The sequence below is a fragment of the Achromobacter xylosoxidans genome (assembly GCF_014490035.1).
GTDB lineage: Bacteria > Pseudomonadota > Gammaproteobacteria > Burkholderiales > Burkholderiaceae_B > Achromobacter > Achromobacter bronchisepticus_A.
Window position 1 is genome coordinate 84,628 of sequence record NZ_CP061008.1, and the last position, 23,414, is coordinate 108,041.

Sequence of the window (23,414 nt, forward strand, 5' to 3'; positions counted from 1 at the left end):
CAAGAGATTCATCGATGTCCAATCTGCAATCCACGCGTCCTGTTGCCTTGATCACGGGTTCCACCTCCGGCATAGGCGAGGCCATTGCCCGCCGCCTGTCGCGGGACGGCTATGCGGTGGTCGTGCATTCACGGCGCTCGGCTGAAGCCGGCCATGCCCTGGCGCGCGAGCTGGGCGACGCTGTCTACGTGCAGGCGGATCTGGCGGACGATGCCGACCGGGTCCGATTGGTTCGGGAAGCCGTCGCGGCATGGGGGCGGCTGGACGTGCTGGTCAACAACGCCGGAATCAGCCACGTCATTCCCCATGCGGACCTGGCCGCGGCCACGCCGGACATCTGGCATGAATTGCATGAGGTCAACGTGGTGGCGCCGTTTCGCCTGGTGGCCGAGGCGCAGGCCGCGCTGCAAGCGGCGGCGGCGCATGGCCGGCCTGCTTGCGTGGTCAACGTGAGTTCGCACGCGGGCGTGCGGCCCAAAGGCGCGTCCATTCCTTATGCGGCAACCAAGGCGGCGCTCAATCATGTGACGCGCTTGCTCGCGCTTTCGCTGGCGCCGCATATCAGGGTGAATGCGGTTGCGCCGGGTCTGGTGGATACGCCGATGACGGCCGATTGGACGCAGGCTCAGGCATTGTGGCGCGACAAGGCGCCGATGCGCCGCGCGGCCAGTCCGGAGGATATCGCGCAGGCGGTCGCCATGCTGGCCGCGTCGGACTATCTGACCGGCGAGATCCTGCTCTCCGATGGCGGTTTGAATCTCACGTAGCAGCACAAGCCGCGCGGGCATCGCAGCCGTTGGCAAGCCGGCTTGCGTGCCCTGCCGCCATCGACGCCGGCCTTACTTCTCCGCGTACTTCTTGCTGGCCGTGTCGTAGGCGTAGATGACGGCATCGCCCGCGCCCAGTTGGCGGGTCTTGTCCGGCCCGGAGATTTCCGTGCCGCTGCGCTTGACGGTCACGCGCGGCATGTCGCTGCCGCCATGCGCGGAAAAGACCAGTTCGCCCGAGCTGGCCACGCAGGGCATGACGTCGCCTTCGGCGCAGGCCGCGCTGTTGTCTTCGCCGGTATTGATGCTGCCTACGTAGGTCCAACCCGCGCCTTCGTCCGGGCCCGCCGGATTGAAGACCAGCAGCGCGTAGCCGCTGAAGCTGATGCCGTTGTCGAAGCCTTCGGTGGGTACGGCCAGCAGCAGCTTGCCGGAGGGCGTGCGGTATTCCACCGGCTTGCGGCGGGTGTCCACGTCTTCCGGCTTTTCATAGGCGCCGAATTCGCCGACGGAATGCTTCATGCCGCGGAATTGCCAGGGGCGGTCGGGCGTGGAGCCGGTTTGCGTGAACGTGGCTTCGGCCAGGTTGACCTGGACGCCGGGGCCGACTTCGTCCTCGCCGGGCTTGCCGTAGCGTTCGCGGGTGTCCCAGGTGAAGCCGGTGTAGTAGCGCGTGCCGCCCAGTTCGAAGGCGTGGCCGAACCAGAAGGTGGCGATGCTGCCGTTGGCGACTTCGTAGGAGTCGGCGCCCTTGCCGTCGATCTGGTAGATGGAATACATCACCGTAGCCACATCGGGCGGCGCGATGGCGGCGGCCTGGGCGGTGGGCGGTAGCGTGGCGGCGCTGGCGGATTCGGCGGCGGTTGCGGCGGGGCTGAACAGCGCGGCCAGGGTGGACGTCAGCAGGCCGGCCATGGCGGTGCGGAGCAAACGGCTACGGGGGCGGGTTTTCTGAATGGTTTTCATGTGTCGGACATCTTCTTGTCGGCCTCAGGCGGGAAAGCCTTGTGATCGCCTGTCTCTGTCTGTGCGGCGCCATCCTAATCGCCCGTCGCAATCCGCGTCGGACAACAATTTGCCAATTGTGTCGGACTGCAATGCATGGAGCGCCTGTGGCTAGTCTGCCACGGAATCGGCGTTTTGCTCGGGGATTGGAGGATGGGTGTGGCGCAAGAAAGACGTGGCGGACAGAACTGTCCTGCAACGCGCGAAACCCATCGCCCGTTGCAGCACGGGGATGGGTTTCGCGCGGCGCGTTCTCTCAGTACGTCGCCCGCAGATTCAGCATCACGCTGCGCGGCTCGCCGTAGTAGTTCGATCCATACGCCGCCCACACGCGCTGGTAATAGACCTTGTCGAACAGGTTGTTCACCGTCAGCGTGCCTTCCAGGTGCTTGTTGAAGCGGTAGCCGGCTTGCGCGGAGACGGTGGTGTACGGGCGCTGCTCGAATTTCACCGGACCGTTCAGGCGGTACATGCTGCTGACGCTGCGTACGCCCGCGCCCAGCGACAGGCCTTCCAGCGTGCCGGTGGCGAAGGTGTACTTGGTCCACAGGTTGAAGGTGTGGCGCGGCGTGATGAAGGCGTATTGCTGCGACTTCTGCTCTTCCGTGCCCTTCAGGGTCTTGGTGGTGGTGTAGGCGTAGCCGGCGGTGATGTCCCAGCCCGGCGCGGGGCTGCCGCTGATTTCCGCCTCGAAGCCCTGGCTGCGCATCTTGCCCGCGGCCATGGAGAACAGCGGATTGTCCGGGTCCGTCATGGAGCGGTTCTCGTCTTCCATGCGGAACAGCGCGGCGTGGCCGTTCAGGCGCTTGTCCAGGAATTCGCCCTTCAGGCCGATCTCGAATTGCTTGCCGGTGCGCGGGTCCAGCAGTTGGCCGTTGACGTCGGTGACGGTCTGCGGCGTGAAGATGCTGGTGTAGCTGGCGTAGGCGGACAACTGCTCGTTCAGGTCCACCACCAGGCCCAGGTAGGGCGTGAACTCGCCGTTGATCTTGTCGCTGGTGTTGGTGAACTGGTTGAAGTAGGCGTTGCGGTTCTGCGTGCGGTTTTCCCACCAGGTGTAGCGGCCGCCGGCGATGAGGGTGGCCGCGTCCGTCACGCGCAGATTGGTGCGCGCATACAGGCCGTACTGATCAGTCTTGCTGTCGTTGCCGTTGGTGTACTGGTAGTCCGGCTTGGGGATGTTGTTGTTGGGGTGGTAGAGGTTGGTGTCGGCGTTGTCGCCGCCGCCGTAGCGGAAGTTCTTGTGGACGTTGCGGTAGTCGGCGCCCACGGTCAACTCGTGCTGGCGGCCGAAGGCTTCGAAGGGCGTGGCCACAAAGGCGTCCAGGCCGTAGGTCTTCCAGTGGCTGCGGTACTTCCAGCTGATGAGGCAGGTGTCGCCGGTGATCGGGTCCACCGCGCAATCGGACCAGCCGAATTCGCGGCTGGGCTCATCCTGTTCGCGGTAGATGCCGCTGACCTTGATGCGCCCGCCGTTGGCCAGGCGGTGGTCCACGTCGGCGAAGTACTCGGTGACTTCCTCGGTGATGTGGTTCCAGCTGGGATCCAGGTTGGTGGAGCGGCGCACGTCCAGCAGGCGGCCGTCGGTGTAGCCGGGCAGGCCGAAGAACGGGCGGCCCTTGTATTGCTGGTACGTGGCGCCGGCGGTCAGGACGGTGTCGGGCGTCAGGTCGAAGCTCAGGGTGCCGTAGAACAGCGGTTTTTCGGTGTAGACGCCGTCGACGAAGGATTTGCGGTCGTCATAGGACGCCACCAGGCGGCCGCGCAGGCGGCCGTCGCTGTCCAAGGGGCCGGTGATGTCGGCCTCGGTGTAGTAGCGGTCCCACGATCCCGTCATGACCTGGCCGCTGAAGGCGAACTCCTTTTGCGCGCGCTTGCGCACCAGGTTCACCGTGCCGCCGGGATCGCCCGCGCCCTGGTAGAGGCCCGAGGGTCCGCGCAGCACTTCGATGTGGTCGTAGATGGCCAGCCCGAAGCCCGAGGACAGGTCGTTGCCGGTGCTGGCCGGCGTGTTCACGCCGTCGACCTGGATCGTGTCCAGGGCATAGCCGCGCGAGTAGAAGTTGCCATGGTTGCCGCCGATGCTGCCCGCTTCCACCGTGATGCCGGTGACGGTACGCATGGCGTCGTCCAGCGTGGTCAGGTTCTGGTCGTCCAGCAACTGGCGCGTCACCACCGACACCGATTGTGGAATTTCGCGCAGGCTTTGCGCGTTCTTGCCGATGGTGACGGCGGGGGCCGTGTAGGATCCCGTGCCTTCGGTGACGGTGAGGTCGCGGCCGGTGACCGTCACGGGCGCCAACGTGGTGGCATCGGCGGACGATGCGTCGGCCGGCCGCCGCACCACGAAGCCCGAGCCGCTCTGCACGGCCACCAGGCCGCTGCGCGCCAGCAGGCGGTTCAGCGCGACCTGCGGGGTCATGGAGCCGGATACGGCGGGGGCGCTCAGGCCGGCCACCACGTCGGGGCTGAACAGCACCTGCAGCTGCGCCTGCCGGCCCAGCGCCACCAGCGCGTCGGCCAGGCTGCCGGCGGGCAAGTCGAAGGTGTGCGCGGCGGCGCTCTGCGCATGGGCCGCGGACGGCGCCAGCGCCTGGACCGCCAGCGCGGCGGTCATGGACAGCGCGCACAGCAGCGCGTAACGGCCGGCGCTCAGCCGACGATGAAAATGGCGTTGCGCCATGGACTTTCCCCAGTCTGGAAGTGGATCTTCAACTGGGGAAGACGCGCCAGCCGCCAAAACCCGAACCTGTCTAATTAAAAATAATTCTTAATTCTTATCTTCAGCGGCTGCCGATCACCGCAGCGCCATCCGGCCGCCGGCTTACCGTCACCGGCAACAGGCCGGGCAGCATGTCCAGCACCGCGTCGGGCTGGCGCAGGTCCAGCGTGCCGGACAGGCGCAAGCCCCGTGCGCGCTCGTCGGCAAAGCGCAGCGGCGTGTCACGGTACAGGGCCAGATAGCCGGCCAGCTGCTGCAATGTGGTGTCGTGCATCACCGCCACGCCGCCCTGCCAGGCGCCGATCTCGCTGGCGGGCACTTGCTGGCGGCGCAACAGGCGCGCGTCGGCGCGCGACAGCAGCACCGTGTCGCCGGCCTTCAGCGTCTGCGCGGCGGGGGCGTTGGCGCCCTTGGCGTCGAGCCTGACTTCGCCGCTGCGCACCCCGACCTGCAGCACGTCCGGCAGCAGCAGCACGTTGAACTCGGTGCCGATGTCGCGCAGTTCGGCATTGCCTGCGGCCACGATCAGCGGCCGGCGGTCGGGCGCGGCGTCGATGTAGACCTCGCCGCCGTCGACACGGATGTGGCGCTCGGCGAGCGTGTAGCGCACGCTCACGCGCGTGCCGACGTTGGCATGCAGGCGGGTGCCGTCAGGCAGGTCCAGGCTGCGGGTCTGGGTGGACGCGTTGGCGACGGTCTCGTAGCTGATGGGCACGTATTGGTAGGCGGCCGCCGCCATCAGCAGCGTCGCGGCCAGGGCGCCGCCCCAGCGCAGGAAGGCCGGGCGGCGGGCCGGTGCCGACCACGCGCGGGGCCGGGACTGCGGCCGGCTGCGCGGCGGGATCTGAGCGTGGCTGGTGGGTTGCGAATGTGTGCGCGCGGAGTCCGGACGCGGCAGCGCCGCCATGTCTTCCCACACCAGCTCCAGCCGCTCGTACTCTCGCCGGTGCTCGGCCGAAGCTTGCAACCAGGACTGGAAGGCCTGTTCGGCGCCGGCATCGGACGCGCGCTCCCGGCGGCGCATGAACCATGCGCTCGCGGCCTCTTCGACAGCGGACAAAGGTAGGGATCGGGTCATGGCGTTTCGCCGTGGACACGGCGCTTGCAGTGCGCCAGCGCCAGTTGCAGATGCTTTTCGACCGCGCGCACAGAGATTCCCATGTGGTCGGCGATGTCCTCGCAACGCAGCTCATCATACCGATAAAGCAGAAAGGCCTCGCGCTGGCGCGGCGGCATCTCGTCGATGGCGGCCTGCAGCAACCGCAGGCGTTGGCTGGCGTCGGCGCGCGCCTCGGGCTGCTGGCCGGCGGGGGCGGCCAGGCCGACGGCCGTGGGTTCGAAGCCCTGGTCGTCCAGGCTGGCCACCACGTGCTCGTCGCGCACGCTTTCGCGGCGCCAGTGGTCGCGCAGCAGGTTGCGCGCGATCTCGTACAGATAGGCGCGCGGCTTCTCCGGCGGCGTGGCGCCGTCATGCGCCGCCAACCACTTGGCGAAGGTCTCCTGCGCCAGGTCCTGGGCGGCCTCGGGCGAACGCTTGAGCTGGCGGTTCAGGAAACCGACCAGCTCCACGTTCCACGCCTTGTACGCCTCGGCGATCACGCCGAAGAACCGCTCCCCCATGATGCCCCTGTCGATGTCCGGCGCCGGGTTCTGTGACCTGGGCGCGTAGGCATGGCTTGATCAAATGATAATGATTCTTATTGTATCAAGATTATCAGGCACTGCCAGGAGGAGCCGCGCCTTATCGCTTCAGGGCGTGTGCAAGCTCCTGAGCTTCCTCAGCTCGGGAAACCACCGCATCCACAACCCCGCCACGGCAATCGTGCCGACCCCGCCGATCACCACCGCGGGCACCGCGCCGAAGGCCGCGGCCATGACGCCGGACTCGAATTCGCCCAGCTGATTTGAGGCGCCGATGAATAGCGTGTTCACCGCGCTCACTCGTCCCAGCATATGGTCGGGCGTGTTCAGCTGCACCAGCGACGAGCGCACCACCACGCTGACCGCGTCCGCCGCGCCCAGCACCACCAGCGCGCCGATGGACAGCGGGATCGAGGTCGACAGGCCAAATACCGTGGTCGCCAGCCCGAACACGATCAACGCGCCGAACAGCAGCCGGCCGACGTGTTCGCCCAGGCTCAGGCGGGCCAGCGTCAAGGACATGAGCGCGGCGCCGCAAGCGGGAGCGGCGCGCAGCGCGCCCAGCGCCCAGGGGCCCGCGTTCAGGATGTCCTTGGCAAAGATCGGCAGTAGCGCCGTGGCGCCGCCCAGCAGCACGGCGAACAGGTCCAGCGACAAGGTGCCCAGCAGCAGGCGGCGCTGGAAGATGAAGGTGATGCCGGCGAACAGCGTGCGCCAGGTGGTCGGTTCTTTGCGCGGCGGGGCGCGTTCGATGACCAGCGTGGCGATGGAGGCGAAGGCGGACAGGTACAGGGCCGCCGCCACGCAATAGATCCACCCTGCTCCCAGCCCGTAGCCGACGCCGCCCAGCGCAGGACCCGCGATCTGCGCGATCTGTCCGCCGGACGAGGCCAGCGCGGTCGCGCGCGGCAGCCATTCGCGCGGCACCACCGCCGGGATCAGCGTGGCCAGGGTCGGCGCTTCAAAGGCGCGGGCCGAACTCATGATGATGATGGTGGCGTAGATCAGCGTCTTGCCGCCCACGCCGTGCAGGGCCGCGATCGCCAGCACCAGCGTGGCCAGCGCCTCCAGCGCCATGCATACCGCCACGATCTTGCGGCGGTCGTAGCGATCGGCTACGTGGCCCACCACCAGGGTCAGCGCCGCCATGGGCAGGAATTGCGCCAGGCCGATCAGGCCCAGGTCCAGGGCGCTGCCGCTCAATGCATAGATCTGCCAGCCCACCGCGACGGAGACGATCTGGAAGGCGAGCGACGCGCCGATGCGCGCGAACAGGTAATGCAGGAAGGCGGGACGTTGAAGCGGACTGGGGGAATCGGGGGCGGGCATCGGGGATTGCGCTTTGGGCGCGCGACGGGCGCCGGACCCCGCATTCTAGGGAGAAGTCGCTGACGGGAAACTAAGAGCGGCTCGTGTGTCCCCGGCCGCGCATGCCGTTATGCCTTCGGCCAATACGTCCCGAAGCTCCACAGGTTGCCCTCCGGATCGCGGCAGGCGAACTCACGGCTGCCGTAGGCGGTGTCGTAGGGCGGGGTTTCGATGGTGGCGCCGGACGCCTGGACCTGCGCGTGCAGGGCGTCCGGATCATCCACCGCCAAATACAGCGCGTCGGTGCGGCGTCCTTGCAGGTCGCCTACCAGTTTGCCATGGGCGTCGTCGCGGTCAGGACCCAGCATCAAAAGGGAGCTGCCATAAGCCAGTTCCGCATGTTGCACCGCGCCGTCGTCGCGATAGACGGCGTGTTCGGTGAAACCCAGTACGCCAGTAAGCCAGCGCAGCATGGCGTCCGCATCGCGGCAACGCAGGGTTGGGAACAGCCGGGGCGCCGCGGATTCGGAGGGCATAGCACTCATCATGGGTACTCCTGTGAAAATGCAGGAGCGCCCATGATGCACCCGCGGGCGGCGGGGAGGATGACGATTTTGTTACTGCGCGCCTGGCTACTCGCCGATGGCGACCAGCTCGGCGCCTTCCGTTACCTGATCGCCCACGCCGTAGAACACTTCCGAGACCTTGCCGTCGGCGGGCGCGGAAATGGTGTGCTCCATCTTCATGGCTTCCATCACCAGCAGCGGCTGGCCCTTTTCCACGGTGTCGCCGGCCTTGACCGAGATCGAGATGATCTTGCCGGGCATGGGGGCCGTGAGGCCGCCGCCGTGTTCGCCCTGGGTGTCCTGTGAATGCGCCAGCGGATCGTACAGGTCCAGCACGTGCACGCCGGCTTCGCCGAAGACGTGGGCCTTTTCGGCGTGCAGCACGACGGTGCCGGCGCTTTCATGGCCGTCCAGCGTGATGCGCAGGCCGTAGGCCAGATTGGGGTTGGCGCTGGCGTGGGCGCGCCACAGGAAGGCCTGCGGGCCTGCGCCGCTGTCCAGGGTCCAGACGCCGCCCTGGCGGGCGACGGTGACGTGGCGGGTCTCGCCGTTGTCCACCCATTGCAGTTGGCGTTGGTAGCGGCCGCCCAGGCGCCAGCCGTCGCGCGCGTCCCAGGGGTCGGCGGGCTGCTTGCCACCCGTAGCCTGCGGCTGCGCCAGGCCTTGGCGCACCAGCACCGCGGCGCAGGCCAGCGCCAGCGTGGCGGCGTTGGCCGCCTGGGGTTCGGGCAGCAGCGTGGCGCGCTGGCGTTCGATCAGGCCGGTGTCCAGGTCCGCCGCGGCGAAGGCGCTGTCCTGCATCAGGCGCGACAGGAAAGCCACGTTGGTCTGCACGCCCACGGCCTGCGTCTGGGCCAGGGCCTGCAGCATGCGGGCGCGGGCCTGGTCGCGGTCGGCGCCGTGCACGATCAGCTTGGCGATCATGGGGTCGTAGAACGGCGTGATGGTGTCGCCCATGCGCACGCCGCCGTCGACCCGGATGTCGCCGTTGGCGAATGCGGTGTGCGCCGGCAGGCCCAGGTAGGCCAGCGTGCCGATGGACGGCAGGAAGCCTTTCTCGGGGTTCTCGGCGTAGATGCGGGCCTCGATGGCGTGGCCCTGGATGCGCAGGTCTTCCTGGCGCGCCGGCAGCGGCTGGCCGGCGGCCACGCGCAGTTGCCATTCGACCAGGTCGTGGCCCGTGATCATTTCGGTGACCGGGTGCTCGACCTGCAGGCGCGTGTTCATTTCCATGAAGTAGAACCGGCCGTCGGGTTCTGCGATGAACTCCACCGTGCCTGCGCCCACGTAGCCCACGGCGCGCGCGGCGGCCACGGCGGCCTCGCCCATGGCGCGGCGGCGCTCTTCGGTCATGCCGGGCGCGGGAGCCTCTTCGATCACCTTCTGGTGGCGGCGCTGTACCGAGCAATCGCGTTCGAACAGGTAGACGCAGTTGCCGTGCGTGTCCGCGAATACCTGGATTTCGATGTGGCGCGGCTTCTGCAGATAGCGTTCGATCAGCACGCGGTCGTCGCCGAAGCTGGAGGCGGCCTCGCGCTGGCATGAGGCCAGCGCATCGAGGAACGCGCCGGACGATTCGACCACGCGCATGCCCTTGCCGCCGCCGCCGGCGCTGGCCTTGATCAGCACGGGGTAGCCGATGGCGTCGGCCTGGGTCTTGAGGAATTGCGGGTCCTGGTTGTCGCCGTGGTAGCCGGGCACCAGCGGCACGCCGGCTTTTTCCATCAGCGATTTGGCGGCGGACTTGCTGCCCATGGCGGCGATGGCGGAGGCCGGCGGCCCGACGAAGGCGATGCCGGCCTTCTCGGCGGCCTCGGCGAAGGCTTCGTTCTCAGACAGGAAACCGTAGCCGGGGTGGATGGCGCCCGCGCCGGTATCGCGCGCGGCTTGCAGGATGGCGTCGGCGCGCAGGTAGCTGGCGCGCGGCTCGGAGCCGCCGATGTACACGGCCTGGTCGCAGGCGGCGACGTGGCGGGCGTTGGCGTCGGCGTCGGAATACACCGCGACGGTGCGGATGCCCATGCGGCGGGCGGTGGCGGCCACGCGGCAGGCGATTTCACCGCGGTTGGCAATCAGCAAAGTGTCGAACATGGATGTCATCCAGGCTGAAATTATTCTTGGGCTGCAATGGGGACGGCCAAGCCGCCCTACATGCGGAACACGCCGAACTTGGTGTCCTCGATGGGGGCGTTCAAGGCCGCCGACAGGGCCAGCCCCAGCACGCGCCGCGTGTCGGCCGGCGCGATGATGCCGTCGTCCCACAGCCGCGCGGTGGCGTAATAGGGATGGCCTTCGCGTTCGTACTGTTCGCGGATCGGCGCCTTGAAGGCGGTTTCCTCATCGGCCGACCACTGGCCGCCGCGGGCCTCGATGCCGTCGCGCTTGACCGTGGCCAGGACGCTTGCGGCCTGTTCGCCGCCCATGACCGAGATGCGGGCGTTGGGCCACATGAACAGCATGCGCGGCGAATAGGCGCGGCCGCACATGCCGTAGTTGCCGGCGCCGAACGAGCCGCCGATCAGCACGGTGAACTTGGGCACGTTGGCGGTGGCCACGGCCGTCACCATCTTGGCGCCGTGGCGGGCGATGCCTTCGTTTTCGTATTTGCGTCCGACCATGAAGCCGGTGATGTTCTGCAGGAACACCAGCGGGATCTTGCGCTGTGCGCACAGTTCGATGAAGTGCGCGCCCTTCTGCGCGGACTCCGAGAACAGGATGCCGTTGTTGGCCACGATACCCACGGGCATGCCATGGATGTGCGCGAAGCCAGTGACCAGCGTGGGACCGAAGCGCGCCTTGAACTCGTCGAACTCGGAGCCGTCCACGATGCGCGCGATGACTTCGCGCACGTCGTAGGGCTTGCGGGTGTCGGCCGGGATGATGCCGTTGAGTTCGTTCGGATCGTAGCGCGGCTCGCGCACCGGGATGGTGGCCAGTGGCTGCGGCTTCTTGCGGTTCAGGCGCGCGACGGCGTTGCGCGCCAGTTGCAGCGCGTGCATGTCGTTGGCGGCCAGGTGGTCGACCACGCCGGACAGGCGCGTGTGCACGTCGCCGCCGCCCAGGTCCTCGGCGCTGACTTCCTCGCCGGTGGCGGCCTTCACCAGCGGCGGACCGCCCAGGAAGATGGTGCCCTGGTTCTTGACGATGATGGACTCGTCGCTCATGGCGGGCACGTAGGCGCCGCCGGCGGTGCAGGAGCCCATCACCACGGCGATCTGCGAAATGCCCTGCGAGGACATCTGCGCCTGGTTGTAGAAGATGCGGCCAAAGTGTTCGCGGTCGGGGAAGACCTCGTCTTGCTGCGGCAGGTTGGCGCCGCCCGAATCCACCAGGTAGACGCAGGGCAGATGGTTCTGCGCGGCGATTTCCTGCGCGCGCAGGTGCTTCTTGACCGTCATCGGGTAGTAGGTGCCGCCCTTGACCGTGGCGTCGTTGCAGACGATCACGCATTCGGTGCCGGCCACGCGGCCGATGCCGGTGATGACGCCGGCGCCGGGGGCTTCGCCGCCGTACATGCCGTGCGCCGCCATCGGCGACAGTTCCAGGAACGGCGTGCCCGGATCGATCAGGTGTTCAACGCGGTCGCGCGGCAGCAGCTTGCCGCGCGCCACGTGCTTGGCGCGCGCGGCTTCGCTGCCGCCCAGCGCGGTATGGGCCAGTTGCTGGTCCAGATCGTCCAGCTGCGCCTGCATGGCCTGCGCATTGTCGGTGTAGTCCTGCGACCGCGGATTGATGCGGGATTCGATGATGGGCATGGGGTTCCACCCGTCCTGCTTGTTGGAAATTTGAAGGCGCTCGTGGAGCGGTTTGTCTCGCTGCCCGGTGGGCCGGGCATTCTTGTCGGTCAGGGGTACCGAAGAGGGATTTCGTTGCGCCTTTCCTGCATGGCGCGCGACCGACCCGTCGCGCTATGACGCCATGCAAGAAAGGCGCAGCGGAATCCATCGAAAGCCGGGAGGCCGAAGCCCCCCGGCGTTGCGTCAGATCATTTCAATCGCCATGGCAACGGCTTCGCCGCCGCCGATGCACAGCGTGGCCACGCCGCGCTTGCCGCCGGTCTTGCGCAGCGCGCCGACCAGGGTGGCCATCAGGCGGGCGCCGGACGCGCCGATCGGGTGGCCCAGGGCGGTGGCGCCGCCGTGGACGTTGACCTTGTCATGCGGCAGCTTGAAGTCGGCCATGGCAGCCATGGTGACCACCGCGAAGGCTTCGTTGATTTCGTAGAGGTCCACGTCCTCGGCCTTCCAGCCGGTCTTGGCGAACAGGTTCTTCAGCGCGCCCACGGGGGCGGTGGTGAACCAGTTCGGCTCTTGCGAATGCTGGCTGTGGGCGACGATGCGGGCCAGCGGCTTCACGCCGAGCTTCTCGGCGGTGGAGGCGCGCATCAGCACCATGGCGGCGGCGCCGTCGGAGATCGACGAGGAGTTGGCGGCGGTGACGGTGCCGTCCTTCTTGAAGGCGGGCTTGAGGGTGGGGATCTTTTCCGGCATGGCCTTGGTGGGGGCTTCGTCGGTGTCGATCACGGTGTCGCCCTTGCGGCCGGCCACGGTCACGGGGGCGATTTCCCACTTGAAGCTGCCGTCTTCCGACGCGGCGCGGGCGCGGCGCAGCGATTCCAGCGAGAACGCGTCCTGCTGTTCGCGCGTGAAGGAATACTTGGCGGCGCAATCTTCGGCGAACACGCCCATGGCCTTGCCCTTGTCGTAGGCGTCTTCCAGGCCGTCCAGCGCCATGTGGTCATACACGGTGTTGTGGCCGTAGCGGTAGCCCTGGCGGCCCTTGAGCAGCAGGTAGGGCGCGTTGCTCATGCTTTCCTGGCCGCCAGCGACGACGATGTTGGCGCTGCCCGCGGCCAGCAGGTCATGGCCGAACATGGCGGCCTTCAGGCCCGAGCCGCAGACCTTGTGGATGGTGGTGCAAGCCACGCCCAGCGGCAGGCCGGCGCCCAGTGCTGCCTGGCGCGCCGGGGCCTGGCCCTGGCCGGCCTGCAGCACGTTGCCCATGATGACTTCTTCGACTTGCTCGGGCTTGATGCCGGCGCGTTCGACGGCGGCCTTGATGGCGATCGAGCCCAGCTCGTGCGCGGCCAGGCCGGACAAGGCGCCCAGCATGCCGCCCATGGGCGTGCGGGCGACGGAAACGATGACGATGGGATCTGACATGGCTAGCTCCTGTGAGGGTCGGGACAGCTCTGGGGTTACGAGGCCGCGGGTTCGCCCGTAGGGCGTTCCGGACGCAGGCGTCTGTCCGTATCGTAAGGGAAAAATTCTTCAATCCGGCCCTGCGCCACATGGGCGCGGCAGGCCTGCCACCACTCCGGTTCCAGCAGGTCGGAATGGTGACGCATGAAGGCGCCGCGCACGCGCGGGTCGCCTAGCAGAAAGCGTCCGAATTCTTCGGGGAAGACATCATTCGGACCGATGGCATACCAGGGTTCGGACGCCAGTTCCGCCTCTTCGTTGGGGGCGGGCGGAATGCGCCGGAAATTCATTTCGGTCATGCGCTGGATTTCGTCGTAATCGTAGAAAACGACCCGGCCCAGGCGCGTGACGCCGAAGTTCTTGTAGAGCATGTCTCCGGGGAAGATATTGGCCGCCGCCAGCTGGCGGATGGCGTCCCCGTATTCGCGCACGGCCGGGTCCAGCAGCGCGTCCGACGCCTGGCGCAGATAGATGTTCAGCGGGGTCATGCGCCGTTCGATGTAGACATGGCGGATGACCACCGTGTCGCCAGTTTCCTCTATCAGGCTGGGCACCAGGCGGCGCAACTCTTCCAGCAGCGCCGGCGCGAAACGGGTGCGCGGCAGCGCCACCTGTGAATATTCCCAGGTGTCGGCCATGCGGCCGACGCGGTCGTGCAGCTTCACCATCTGGTATTTGCGGCGCACGGTGGCATGGTCCATGCCGTCCTTGTCGATGCGGTCCTTGATGAGCTTGAACACGTAGGGATAGGACGGCAGCGTGAACACGCACATCACCATGCCCTTGATGCCGGGGGCGATGTCGAAAGCGTCGCGCGAATGGGCCAGATGGTGCAGGAAGTCGCGGTAGAACAGCGTCTTGCCCTGCTTCTGCAGGCCGATCATGGTGTAGAGCTCGGCCTTGGGCTTGCGCGGCAGCAGGCTGGACAGGAAGTTCACCACCGCGGCCGGCGTTTCCATGTCCACCAGGAAATAGGCGCGCGTGAAGCTGAACAGCGTGCTCAGGTCGTCAGCGCCCAGGAGCAGCGCGTCCAGCACGACCTGACCCGCCGGGTTGCGCATCAGCGCCACCGCGAAGGGATACACCGTGCCCTGGTTGATCAGACGGCCGACGATGTAGGCGCCCTTGTTGCGGAAGAACAGCGAGCCCAGCGCGTGGATCTGGCAATCGCTGGCGATGCGCCGGCCGACGTGGCGCGGCAGGATCGCGCGCAGCTGCTTGACCGCGGCGCGCGCCAGCAGCCGGGTGTCGCGCGGCAGGTCTTCGAAGGGCAGCGCCAGGCCGAAATCCGCCACCATGCGGATCAGGCTTTTTTCCAGCCCGTCGGTGGCGGGGTAATACACGCGGTACGACGGGATGCTGCTGTCCAGGTAGTCGGTGGCGATGGCCGGGCGGACGAACAGGAAGGCGTTGTGGAAGTAGTCGCGATGCAGGATGCGGCAGGACACCGAGTTGAAGAACGTCTCGGCGCATTCGGGCTGGCGGTGGTCGCCCAGCAGGCCCACGAATTCCTGCTTGATCTGTTGCCAGAATGCCGTCTGCGCATCGCTCAGGGCGGGCGCCGCGCTGCCGTTGGCGCCGACCGCGCCTTCGGGGCGGCCGCGCAGCACGCCTTCCAGTTGGGTGGCGCATTCGCGCACCCGCATGTCGTAGTACTCGATGCGCTCGCGCGACAGGCGCTGGATGCCGTGCCAGTCGCCGGATTCGAACAGCGCCTTGGCGCGCTGGGCGCTGTAGCGGAACAGCGCGTAGTGGCGGTCGAAGCCCGCCAGGATCAGCCGCGCGACGTCCAGCGGCGATGGGCCCGGAGCGGGCGCCTGCTCGATGTGCTGGACGTCGGACATGCGGATCATGGCGGCGTGGCTCAGGCGGTTTCGTTGAACAGTTCGCGGCCGATCAGCATGCGGCGGATTTCGCTGGTGCCGGCGCCGATTTCGTACAGCTTGGCGTCGCGCCACAGGCGGCCCACCGGGTACTCGTTGATGTAGCCGTTGCCGCCCAGGATCTGCACGCCCTCGCCCGCCATCCAGGTGGCCTTTTCGGCGGTGTAGAGGATCAGCGCGGCGCAGTCCTTGCGCACCTGGCGCACGTGCTCGGCGCCCAGGCGGTCCAGGTTCTTGCCGACCTGGTAGCAGAAGGCGCGGCTGGCTTGCAGCGTGGTGTACAAGTCCGCGACCTTGCCCTGGATCAGCTGGAATTCGCCGATGGCCTGGCCGAACTGCTTGCGGTCATGGATATAGGGGACGACCACGTCCATCACGGCCTGCATGATGCCTACCGGGCCGCCGGACAGCACGGCGCGTTCGTAGTCCAGGCCGCTCATCAGCACCTTGACGCCGCCGTTGACCTGGCCCAGCACGTTTTCTTCGGGGATTTCGCAGTCCTGGAACACCAGTTCGCCGGTGTGGCTGCCGCGCATGCCCAGCTTGTCCAGCTTCTGCGCCACGGAAAAGCCCTTGAAGCCCTTTTCCACCAGGAAGGCGGTGATGCCGCGCTGATGGGCTTCGGGGTCGGTCTTGGCGTAGACCACCAGGGTGTCGGCGTCGGGGCCGTTGGTGATCCACATCTTGGTGCCGTTCAGTACGTAGCGGTCGCCCTTTTTGTCGGCGCGCAGCTTCATGCTGACCACATCGGAACCCGCGCCCGGCTCGCTCATGGCCAGGGCGCCCACGTGTTCGCCCGAAATCAGCTTGGGCAGGTATTTGGCTTTCTGGGCGGGGGTGCCGTTGCGGTTGATCTGGTTCACGCACAGGTTGGAGTGCGCGCCGTAGGACAGACCGATGGAGGCGCTGGCGCGGGAGATTTCCTCCATCACGACCATGTGGGCCAGATAGCCCATTTTTGCACCGCCGTATTCCTCGTCGGCCGTCATGCCCAGCACGCCGAGGTCGCCGAATTTGCGCCAGAGATCCATGGGGAACTGGTCGCTGCGGTCGACTTCTGCGGCGCGCGGCGCGATCTCGGCCAGTGCGAAATTGCGCACCGCGTCGCGCAGCATGTCCAGATCTTCGCCCAGGTCGAAGTTCAGGCCGGGAAGGTTCATCGCTGTCTCCGTGATAGTAGGTACTTACTATTTTGTGGGCGCCTGTGTCCGGCGCCAGCTTGCCGCGCGTGGCTCATGATGCGCCGATCGGCCATCGCTGCGCAATGATGCACCGCAAATATTACGTTTACGTAAACGTAAATTGGAGTCGGGTTATCCCTAGGTAATTCCGGCCTGCCCAGGGAGTTGCGCTGAGTAAGATGCCAGCCGATCCTTGAATCCTGAATCATTGCGATGGAGTCTGCCGTGCTCGAACTATCCAACCTGGACGAAATTGTGGCGCTGCGGCGCGACATCCACATGCATCCGGAGCTCTGCTACGAAGAGCACCGCACGGCCAAGGTGGTGGCGGACACGCTGCGCGGCTGGGGCATCGAGGTTCACACCGGCATCGCCAAGACCGGGGTGGTCGGCGTGATCAAGCGCGGCACGTCGGATCGCGCCATCATGTTGCGCGCCGACATGGACGCCCTGCCCATGCAGGAAGAGAACCAGTTCGAGCACCGCTCGCGCCACGACGGCAAGATGCACGGTTGCGGCCATGACGGCCACACCGCCATGCTGCTCGCCGCCGCGCGCCACCTGCAGGCCGAAGGCGGCTTCGACGGCACCGTGTACCTGTGCTTCCAGCCGGCCGAGGAAGGCGGCGCGGGCGGCCGCGCCATGATCCAGGACGGTCTGTTCGAACGTTTTCCCTGCGAAGCCGTGTTCGGCCTGCACAACTGGCCGGGGCTGCCCGCCGGATCCATCGGCGTCTGCTCCGGCCCGATGATGGCAGCCGCCAACGGCTTCAAGATCACCGTGCGCGGCAAGGGCGGCCACGCGGCCGCGCCGCAGGACTGCAGCGATCCGGTGCCTGCGCTGTTCGCCATCGGCCAGTCGCTGCAGACCATTCTCACGCGCAGCAAGCGCCCGCTGGATGCGGCCGTGCTGTCGATCACGCAGGTGCAGGCCGGCGGCAGCGTCATTAACGTCATTCCGAATAGCGCCTGGCTGGGTGGCTCGGTGCGGGCCTACAGCACGGACGTGGTCGATCTGATCGAACGCCGCATGAACGAGATTGCAGGCAACATCGCCGCCGCGCACGGCTGCGAAGCCGACGTATTCTTCGAGCGCCGCTACCCGGCGCTGGTGAACACCGTCGCCGAAACCGAGTTCTGCATGGAAGTCATGCGCGAGGTCGTGGGCGAGGACAAGGCAATGGTGATCGAACCGGCCATGGCCTCGGAGGACTTCGCCTTTCTGCTGCAGGAAAAACCCGGCTGCTACGTGTTCCTGGGCAACGGCGACGGCGAGCACCGCATGGCAGGCCACGGCCTGGGTCCCTGCATGCTGCACAACGCCAGCTACGACTTCAACGATTCCCTGATTCCGGCTGGCGCGTCGTACTGGGTACGCCTGGCGCAACGCTATCTGGCCTGATGTGCTTCACGCTTTTCGTTTTATCTGACGCAGTGCCACGCAACATTACCAGGACGATATGAAAAAGAAGACATTGCTGATCAAGGCCGCGGGGGCGGCCTTGGCGATCATGGCCAGCGGCGCGATGGCGCAGAACTGGCCGGCCAAGCCGGTGACGCTGGTCGTGCCCTACACCGCGGGCGGCAGCGCCGACGCGATCGGACGCCGCCTGGGCGACGTCCTGCGCAAGGAAAGCAACATAACCGTCATCGTCGAGAACAAGCCGGGCGCGGGCGCGTCCGTCGGCACCGACTTCGTGGCGCGCGCGCAGCCGGACGGCACCACCTTGCTGCTGGCCTCCACCAGCCCGCTGACGATCTTCCCGCATCTGGCCAAGACCAACTACGACCCGATGAAGGACCTGACGCCGGTGGCCAGCGTGGCGGTCGCGCCCGTCGCCATCGTCGCCACCAAGGCGCTGCCGGTGAAGGACTTCGCCGGCCTGATCGACTACGCCAAGTCGCATCCCGACGGCGTGCGCTACGGTACGCCGGGCCAGGGCACCGTGGCCCACATCGGCATGTCGGCCGTCACGGCGCAGACCGGCACCAAGATGCTGCACGTGCCTTACCGCGGCAACAGCCAGGCGTTGACCGACGGCCTGGGCGGCGTGGTCGAGTTGCTGGTGGTCAATAGCGACGTGGTGCTGCCGCACGTCGCCAGCGGCGCGCTCAAGCCGCTGGCCGTGATGGCGCCCGAGCGCCTGGCCGCCTGGCCGGACGTGCCCACCATGGCGGAACTGAAGATGCCGCAGGCGCAGTACTACTCGAACTTCGGCGTGTTTGCGCCGGCCAAGCTGCCGGCGATGGTCGCCCAGCCCTTGCAGGCGGCTTTGGCCAAGGCAGTCGCCAGCGCTGAATTCCAGGATCTGCTGGCCAAGTCGTACTTGCAGCCAGGCACCGCCACGGGCGAGGCCTTCGCCAAGCAGGTGCAGGCGGAATTCGCGAACAACGCGCGGGTCATCAAGGAAGGCAACATCAAGGCTGAGTAAGCCTTGCCCCAACAAAAAGCGCGCGACCCTGTGGGTACGCGCGCTTTTTTTTCGGCCTGCCCCAAGACAGCGGGCGCCCAGTGGGGTCTTTCTTGTGGCGGTTTGTCGCAGCCTACGCGCTGCGCGGCCCGAACATGATCACCAGCATGCCCGCCAGGCACAGGCCCACGCCTAGCCAGTCGCTCATGCTGGGACGCACGCCGTCCACGGCCCACAGCCATAGCAGCGCCATGCCGATATAGATGCCGCCATACGCCGCGTACACGCGGCCCGAGGCCGTGGGGTGCAGCGTGAGCAGCCAGGCGAACAGCGCCAGGCTGGCCGCGGCAGGCGCCAGCAGCCAGATCGAATGGCCCTTGCGCAGCCACAGGTAAGGCAGATAGCAGCCGATGATCTCGGCCAGCGCCGTCAGGACGAACAGCGCGAGGGTTTGCAGGGCGGCCATGCGTGCGCCCCTAGGGCTTTTGCGCGAGCAACTCGCGGCATTGCTGTTCCTGCTGCGCGATCTCGCGCAGGGTATCCTCGATGTCGCGGCGCTGCTGTTCCAGCGTGGCGCGGTGTTGTTCCAGCACGCTTAGGTACTGGCGCAGCTGGACCTCGGTGTCGCCCGGCCCGTCGTACATGTCGATCAGGGTCAGGATCTCGGACAATTGCAGGCCCAGGCGCTTGCCGCGCAGGGCCAGTTTCAGGCGCGTGCGGTCGCGTGGCCCGAAGACCCGGTTGCGTCCTTCACGCGCCGGGCTGACGATCCCCTGGTCTTCGTAGAAGCGGATCGTGCGGGGCGTGACGTCGAACTCGCGGGAGAGCTCTGAGATAGTCCAGGTTGACGGGGACATGCGGCTTGTGGCAGTTTACGTAAACGTAAATTATGATGACTTGACCCAATCGTCAAGCGTGGAGGAGAGGCAATGAATCCGAACGAACAGAAACTGCAGTACCCCTGGGCCGATTTCCAGCCCGAAGCCGGCCGTTCGCACGGGGTGGCGGATGGGGTCAAGTGGATCAGGATGCCTCTGCCGTTCGCGCTGGATCATATCAACCTCTGGCTGCTGCGCGACAACATCGACGGGCGCGACGGCTGGACCATCGTCGACTGTGGCATCACGCGCGATGAAGTGAAGACGCTGTGGGAACGCGTGTTCGAGACCGAGCTCGAAGGCCTGCCGGTGCTGCGCGTGATCGTCACCCACATGCACCCCGACCACATCGGCCTGGCGCACTGGCTGTGCGAACGCTGGAACGCCCCGCTGTGGATGACGATGACGGACTTCATGGTGGCGTCGCTGTGGTCCTCGCGCCGCGGCGAGGCCGGCGGCGGTCCGGGCGGCCAATCGGCGGTGGATCACTTCGCGCGCCATGGCCTGACCGACCCGGACGCGCAAGAGCAGATCCGCCAGCGCGCCAACTACTACCCCAACCTGGTGCCGGCCGTGCCCGCGCGCTACACCCGTATCATGAACGGCGATGAGGTGCGCATCGGCGGGCGCGACTGGCGCGTCATCGTGGGTTACGGCCACGCGCCGGAACATGCCTCGCTGTATTCCCCGGACCTGCGCGTGCTGATTTCCGGCGACATGGTGCTGCCGCGCATTTCCACCAACGTCAGCGTGTTCGATTACGAGCCCGACGCGAATCCCCTGCCCCTGTACTTGCGTTCGCTGGATGGCTACGCCGACCTGCCCGAAGACACGCTGGTGCTGCCATCGCATGGCCGGCCTTTCAAGGGCCTGCACGAGCGCATCGCGCAACAGCACGAACACCATCGCGACCGCCTGGCGGAAGTGCTGGAAGCTTGTGCCGTCCAGCCGCAATCGACCACGGACATCGTGCCGGTGCTGTTCAAGCGCAAGCTCGACCTGCACCAGCTGACCTTCGCCATGGGCGAGGCGCTGGCGCACCTGCACGCGCTGTATTTCGAAGGCAAGCTCAAGCGCGCGCTGGGCGCGGACGGCATCGTGCGGTTCTCGGCCGCCTGAATCCGGCCTCAGTCCAGCGTCACACCTGCGTCGGTGGTCAGCTTTAGAACGATCGGAAGATAGGTCTGGTACTCGGCCTCGGCTTCGTGGGGCAGGTTTCCGATCGGCTCCAGATCCATCGCGAGCAGCCGCTCGCGGACCTCTGGGCTCTGCACCGTGGCGCTGATCTCGCGACCCAGGCGTTCGACGATGTCGGCGGGCGTTTGGGCAGGGGCAAGCAGCGTCGTCGGCGTCACGGTTCGATACGCCTCATCGTCGTAGCCTGCCTCGGCCATGCTCGGTACGTCTGGCAGGCTGCTGATCCGCTTTCCGCCGAGCACCGCGAGGGCGCGTATCTTGCCGGCGGCGAGGTGCTGCCTGAGGGTGTACGCGGAAGCCAGGGCCACGTCGATCTGGCCGGCAAGCAATGCCGTCACGATCGGCAGTTCACCCTTATAGGGCACGTTCAGGATGTCGATGCCATAAGTCTTGTTCATGTAGCGCTGAATGACGTGCGGCGTGGAGCCCGGTCCCCACGAACCCATTCGAAGCGCGCCAGGTTCTTTTCTTGCGTGCGCTATCAGCTCGTCCATGTTCTTTACGGGCAACGAACCGCGGACCACGATCACGCCCGAACTCTTGGAGATATCGGAGATCGGCCGCAACTCGGTGCGCGGATCGTAGGGGAGCTTCTTGTAGAGCACGAGGTTGGCGGTGATCGGCGTGGCAAGGGTCAATAGCAGGGTGTAACCGTCCGGGGCCGATTTGGCGACGTGATTGGTGGCGATGATGCCGCCTGCGCCAGGCTTGTTCTCCACGAGCACGGACTGGCCGAGCCGCTTGCCCAGGCCTTCGGCTACCGATCGTGCAATGACGTCGACCTGTCCGCCAGCCTGGTAAGGCACGACCAGGCGCAAGGGCTTGGACGGATAGTCGGTTTGGGCGTGCGCACGCAAGGACAGGCATGCCAGCGCAACGGCAGCCCATCCGGCCCGCCTGGCAACCGTGGCCAGCGCTTGGGTGGGGGCTTTCCTGCGCAAGTGTTTGCTTAGATTCATGGCCACGCTCCTTGCGCCGCAAGGGGGGCTATCGGTGTCCGTGCCTATGCCTTTCCTGGGGCGATGCGGCAATCTTGAACCGCCGGCCCAGGTCCGCAAACGTCAAATTCCACATATGCTCATGAAGAATGCGCGTGGCTCTCTCAGAGCGGGCGCATTTGCGAGGGCCTGCCCCGCCCGTTCAACGCGAGGCCGTCGCCAGCCGCACGGCCAGCCCGACGAACACCAGCGCGGCGATCCGGTTCAGCCAGCGCTTGGCCGTCACCGAACGCTGCAGCAATTCCCCGAACGCGCCCGAGAAGAAGGCGATGGCGCCGAACACCAGCAGCGTCGACACCATGAACACCGCGCCCAGCTGCATGGTCTGCAGGCCCACCCGGCCCAGCGCCGGCGAGGTGAACTGCGGCAGGAAGGCGAAGAAGAACAGCAACACCTTGGGATTGGTCAGGTTCATCACGATGCCGCGGCGATAGAGCGCGCCGGGCTTCATGGGTTCGGGGCGCTTGCCGTCCTCGGCTTCGACCGGTGCGCGCAGGATCTGCCACGCCAGATAGGCCAGGTACGCGGCGCCCGCCAGCTTGAGCACGGTGAAGGCCATGGGCGAGGCCGCGAACACGGCCGCCAGCCCGACGGCCACGGCGGCCGTATGTCCCAGCAGTCCCGTGCACAGGCCCAGCACCACGAACATGCCGGCCTTGCGGCCCCAGATGGCGGATTGCATCAGCACGAACAGGTTGTCGGGCCCCGGGGTCAGGGCCAGCAGGACGGCAATGCCGAAGAATGCGATCAGGGTGTCGATGGGCAGCATGGGGGTCGCCTGGAACGGTTCGGCCGGCTCTGGAAGGCCGGAAGTGGCATCATAAAGGGAAAGACGTGCTCATCATGCATGCCGCATGCGTCCCTGGCGGGCGTGTGCGACCCGATCAGGAGAGACGACCGCCATGCCCTTCACCGCCATGCCGCATTCCCCGCAACCCATGCAGGACGCAGACGCGCGCCCCGATGCCGCACTCGAAGCGTGGCTGCATGCGCGCCACAGCTGCCGCGCCTTTCTGCCCCAGCCCGTCGCGCGCGGCACCATCGAACGCATCCTGGATCTGGCGCAGCGCGCCGCGTCCTGGTGCAATTGCCAGCCCTGGCAGGTGACGATCACCGAAGGCGCGGGTACGGAACGCCTGCGCGACGCGCTGCAACGCCGCGCGGAACAGTCTGGCTTCACGCCGGATTTTCCGTTTCCGCGCGAATACCAGGGCGAGTACCTGGCCCGCCGGCGCGAATCAGGCTTCCAGCTGTATGGCGCGGTCGGCGTGGCGCGTGGCGACCGCGAGGCATACCGCCGCCAGGAAATGCGCAATTTCCAGCTGTTCGATGCGCCGCACGTGGCCATCGTCACCACCGACGAGGCGCTGGGTGAATACGGCGCGATGGATTGCGGCGGCTATGTGGCCAATTTCCTGCTGGCGGCCCAGGCCAACGGCGTGGCGACCGTCGCCCAGGCATCCTTGGCCATGTATCCGGAAGTGCTGCGCGATGAACTCGGCATCGCCGCGGATCGCCGCGTGGTCTGCGGCATTTCCTTCGGTTATGCCGACACGGAGCACCCCGCCAACAGCTATCGCACCAGCCGCGCGCCGCAATCCGAAACCGTTACCTGGATCGGCGAATAGGGACAGGCCGCGCCTGGCCTGATATGGTT

The 23,414-nt window shown here is 66.9% G+C and carries 20 protein-coding genes; 5 read left to right on the forward strand and 15 right to left on the reverse strand.

Going from position 1 to position 23,414, the window contains the following annotated elements:
* Positions 1-14 precede the first annotated feature (14 nt).
* The gene (locus IAG39_RS00425; RefSeq protein ID WP_118934044.1) at positions 15-767 is read left to right on the forward strand and encodes an SDR family NAD(P)-dependent oxidoreductase; all 753 of its coding nucleotides are present in this window, start codon (positions 15-17) and stop codon (positions 765-767) included.
* A gap of 72 nt (positions 768-839) precedes the next feature.
* Here the strand turns inward: IAG39_RS00425 and IAG39_RS00430 are convergent, their stop codons facing one another.
* The 11 genes from IAG39_RS00430 to IAG39_RS00480 form a co-directional block, all read right to left on the reverse strand.
* Complete coding sequence (locus IAG39_RS00430) at positions 840-1,733, reverse strand: hypothetical protein (protein WP_118934045.1); 894 nt, start codon at positions 1,731-1,733, stop codon at positions 840-842.
* A gap of 295 nt (positions 1,734-2,028) precedes the next feature.
* Positions 2,029-4,455: a TonB-dependent siderophore receptor gene (locus IAG39_RS00435; RefSeq protein ID WP_118934046.1), complete on the reverse strand. Its 2,427-nt coding sequence runs from the start codon at positions 4,453-4,455 to the stop codon at positions 2,029-2,031.
* Positions 4,456-4,555: 100 nt separating this feature from the next.
* On the reverse strand, positions 4,556-5,572 hold the full coding sequence (locus IAG39_RS00440) for a FecR family protein (RefSeq protein ID WP_118934047.1): 1,017 nt from the start codon (positions 5,570-5,572) through the stop codon (positions 4,556-4,558).
* Entirely contained in the window at positions 5,569-6,114 is a 546-nt protein-coding gene (locus tag IAG39_RS00445) for an RNA polymerase sigma factor (protein WP_118934048.1), read from the reverse strand. The genes IAG39_RS00440 and IAG39_RS00445 overlap by 4 nt, the downstream gene beginning before the upstream one ends.
* Before the next feature lie 129 nt (positions 6,115-6,243).
* Positions 6,244-7,464: an MFS transporter gene (locus tag IAG39_RS00450; RefSeq protein ID WP_118934049.1), complete on the reverse strand. Its 1,221-nt coding sequence runs from the start codon at positions 7,462-7,464 to the stop codon at positions 6,244-6,246.
* Positions 7,465-7,571: 107 nt separating this feature from the next.
* On the reverse strand, positions 7,572-7,991 hold the full coding sequence (locus IAG39_RS00455) for a VOC family protein (protein WP_118934050.1): 420 nt from the start codon (positions 7,989-7,991) through the stop codon (positions 7,572-7,574).
* A gap of 84 nt (positions 7,992-8,075) precedes the next feature.
* Positions 8,076-10,100, reverse strand: a complete 2,025-nt coding sequence (locus IAG39_RS00460) for an acetyl/propionyl/methylcrotonyl-CoA carboxylase subunit alpha (protein ID WP_118934051.1) — start codon at positions 10,098-10,100, stop codon at positions 8,076-8,078.
* A 56-nt stretch (positions 10,101-10,156) separates the two neighbouring features.
* Entirely contained in the window at positions 10,157-11,764 is a 1,608-nt protein-coding gene (locus IAG39_RS00465) for a carboxyl transferase domain-containing protein (RefSeq protein WP_059376622.1), read from the reverse strand.
* A 225-nt stretch (positions 11,765-11,989) separates the two neighbouring features.
* Positions 11,990-13,171 (reverse strand): acetyl-CoA C-acetyltransferase, encoded by a 1,182-nt coding sequence (locus IAG39_RS00470; RefSeq protein ID WP_059376625.1) that lies wholly within the window; start codon positions 13,169-13,171, stop codon positions 11,990-11,992.
* A 35-nt stretch (positions 13,172-13,206) separates the two neighbouring features.
* A complete protein-coding gene (gene aceK / locus IAG39_RS00475; protein WP_118934052.1) occupies positions 13,207-15,063 on the reverse strand; it encodes a bifunctional isocitrate dehydrogenase kinase/phosphatase in 1,857 nt (618 codons plus the stop codon).
* 11 nt (positions 15,064-15,074) lie between these two features.
* A complete protein-coding gene (locus tag IAG39_RS00480; RefSeq protein ID WP_059376629.1) occupies positions 15,075-16,253 on the reverse strand; it encodes an isovaleryl-CoA dehydrogenase in 1,179 nt (392 codons plus the stop codon).
* A 246-nt stretch (positions 16,254-16,499) separates the two neighbouring features.
* Between IAG39_RS00480 and IAG39_RS00485 the strand changes: the two genes are divergently transcribed.
* Positions 16,500-17,675, forward strand: coding sequence for a M20 aminoacylase family protein (locus IAG39_RS00485; RefSeq protein ID WP_118934069.1), 1,176 nt, complete (start codon positions 16,500-16,502; stop codon positions 17,673-17,675).
* Between the two features lie 58 nt (positions 17,676-17,733).
* On the forward strand, positions 17,734-18,705 hold the full coding sequence (locus IAG39_RS00490; RefSeq protein WP_118934053.1) for a Bug family tripartite tricarboxylate transporter substrate binding protein: 972 nt from the start codon (positions 17,734-17,736) through the stop codon (positions 18,703-18,705).
* A gap of 112 nt (positions 18,706-18,817) precedes the next feature.
* On the opposite strand, the gene IAG39_RS00495 is transcribed toward IAG39_RS00490, so the two are convergent.
* Together IAG39_RS00495 and IAG39_RS00500 are read right to left on the reverse strand one after the other, a co-directional pair.
* A complete protein-coding gene (locus tag IAG39_RS00495; RefSeq protein ID WP_118934054.1) occupies positions 18,818-19,150 on the reverse strand; it encodes a YnfA family protein in 333 nt (110 codons plus the stop codon).
* Positions 19,151-19,160: 10 nt separating this feature from the next.
* Positions 19,161-19,541, reverse strand: coding sequence for a MerR family transcriptional regulator (locus tag IAG39_RS00500; RefSeq protein ID WP_059376638.1), 381 nt, complete (start codon positions 19,539-19,541; stop codon positions 19,161-19,163).
* A 72-nt stretch (positions 19,542-19,613) separates the two neighbouring features.
* On the opposite strand from IAG39_RS00500, the gene IAG39_RS00505 reads away from it, so the two are divergent.
* The gene (locus IAG39_RS00505; protein ID WP_059376642.1) at positions 19,614-20,681 is read left to right on the forward strand and encodes an MBL fold metallo-hydrolase; all 1,068 of its coding nucleotides are present in this window, start codon (positions 19,614-19,616) and stop codon (positions 20,679-20,681) included.
* A gap of 8 nt (positions 20,682-20,689) precedes the next feature.
* Here IAG39_RS00505 and IAG39_RS00510 read toward each other — a convergent pair whose 3' ends face one another.
* On the reverse strand, positions 20,690-21,718 hold the full coding sequence (locus IAG39_RS00510) for a Bug family tripartite tricarboxylate transporter substrate binding protein (protein ID WP_118934055.1): 1,029 nt from the start codon (positions 21,716-21,718) through the stop codon (positions 20,690-20,692).
* A 181-nt stretch (positions 21,719-21,899) separates the two neighbouring features.
* Positions 21,900-22,526 carry a LysE family translocator gene (locus IAG39_RS00515; protein ID WP_059376646.1) on the reverse strand — a complete coding sequence of 209 codons (627 nt, stop codon included), beginning with the start codon at positions 22,524-22,526 and terminating at the stop codon, positions 21,900-21,902.
* 133 nt (positions 22,527-22,659) lie between these two features.
* Between IAG39_RS00515 and IAG39_RS00520 the strand changes: the two genes are divergently transcribed.
* Positions 22,660-23,385, forward strand: coding sequence for a nitroreductase (locus tag IAG39_RS00520; RefSeq protein WP_118934056.1), 726 nt, complete (start codon positions 22,660-22,662; stop codon positions 23,383-23,385).
* Positions 23,386-23,414: the final 29 nt, after the last annotated feature.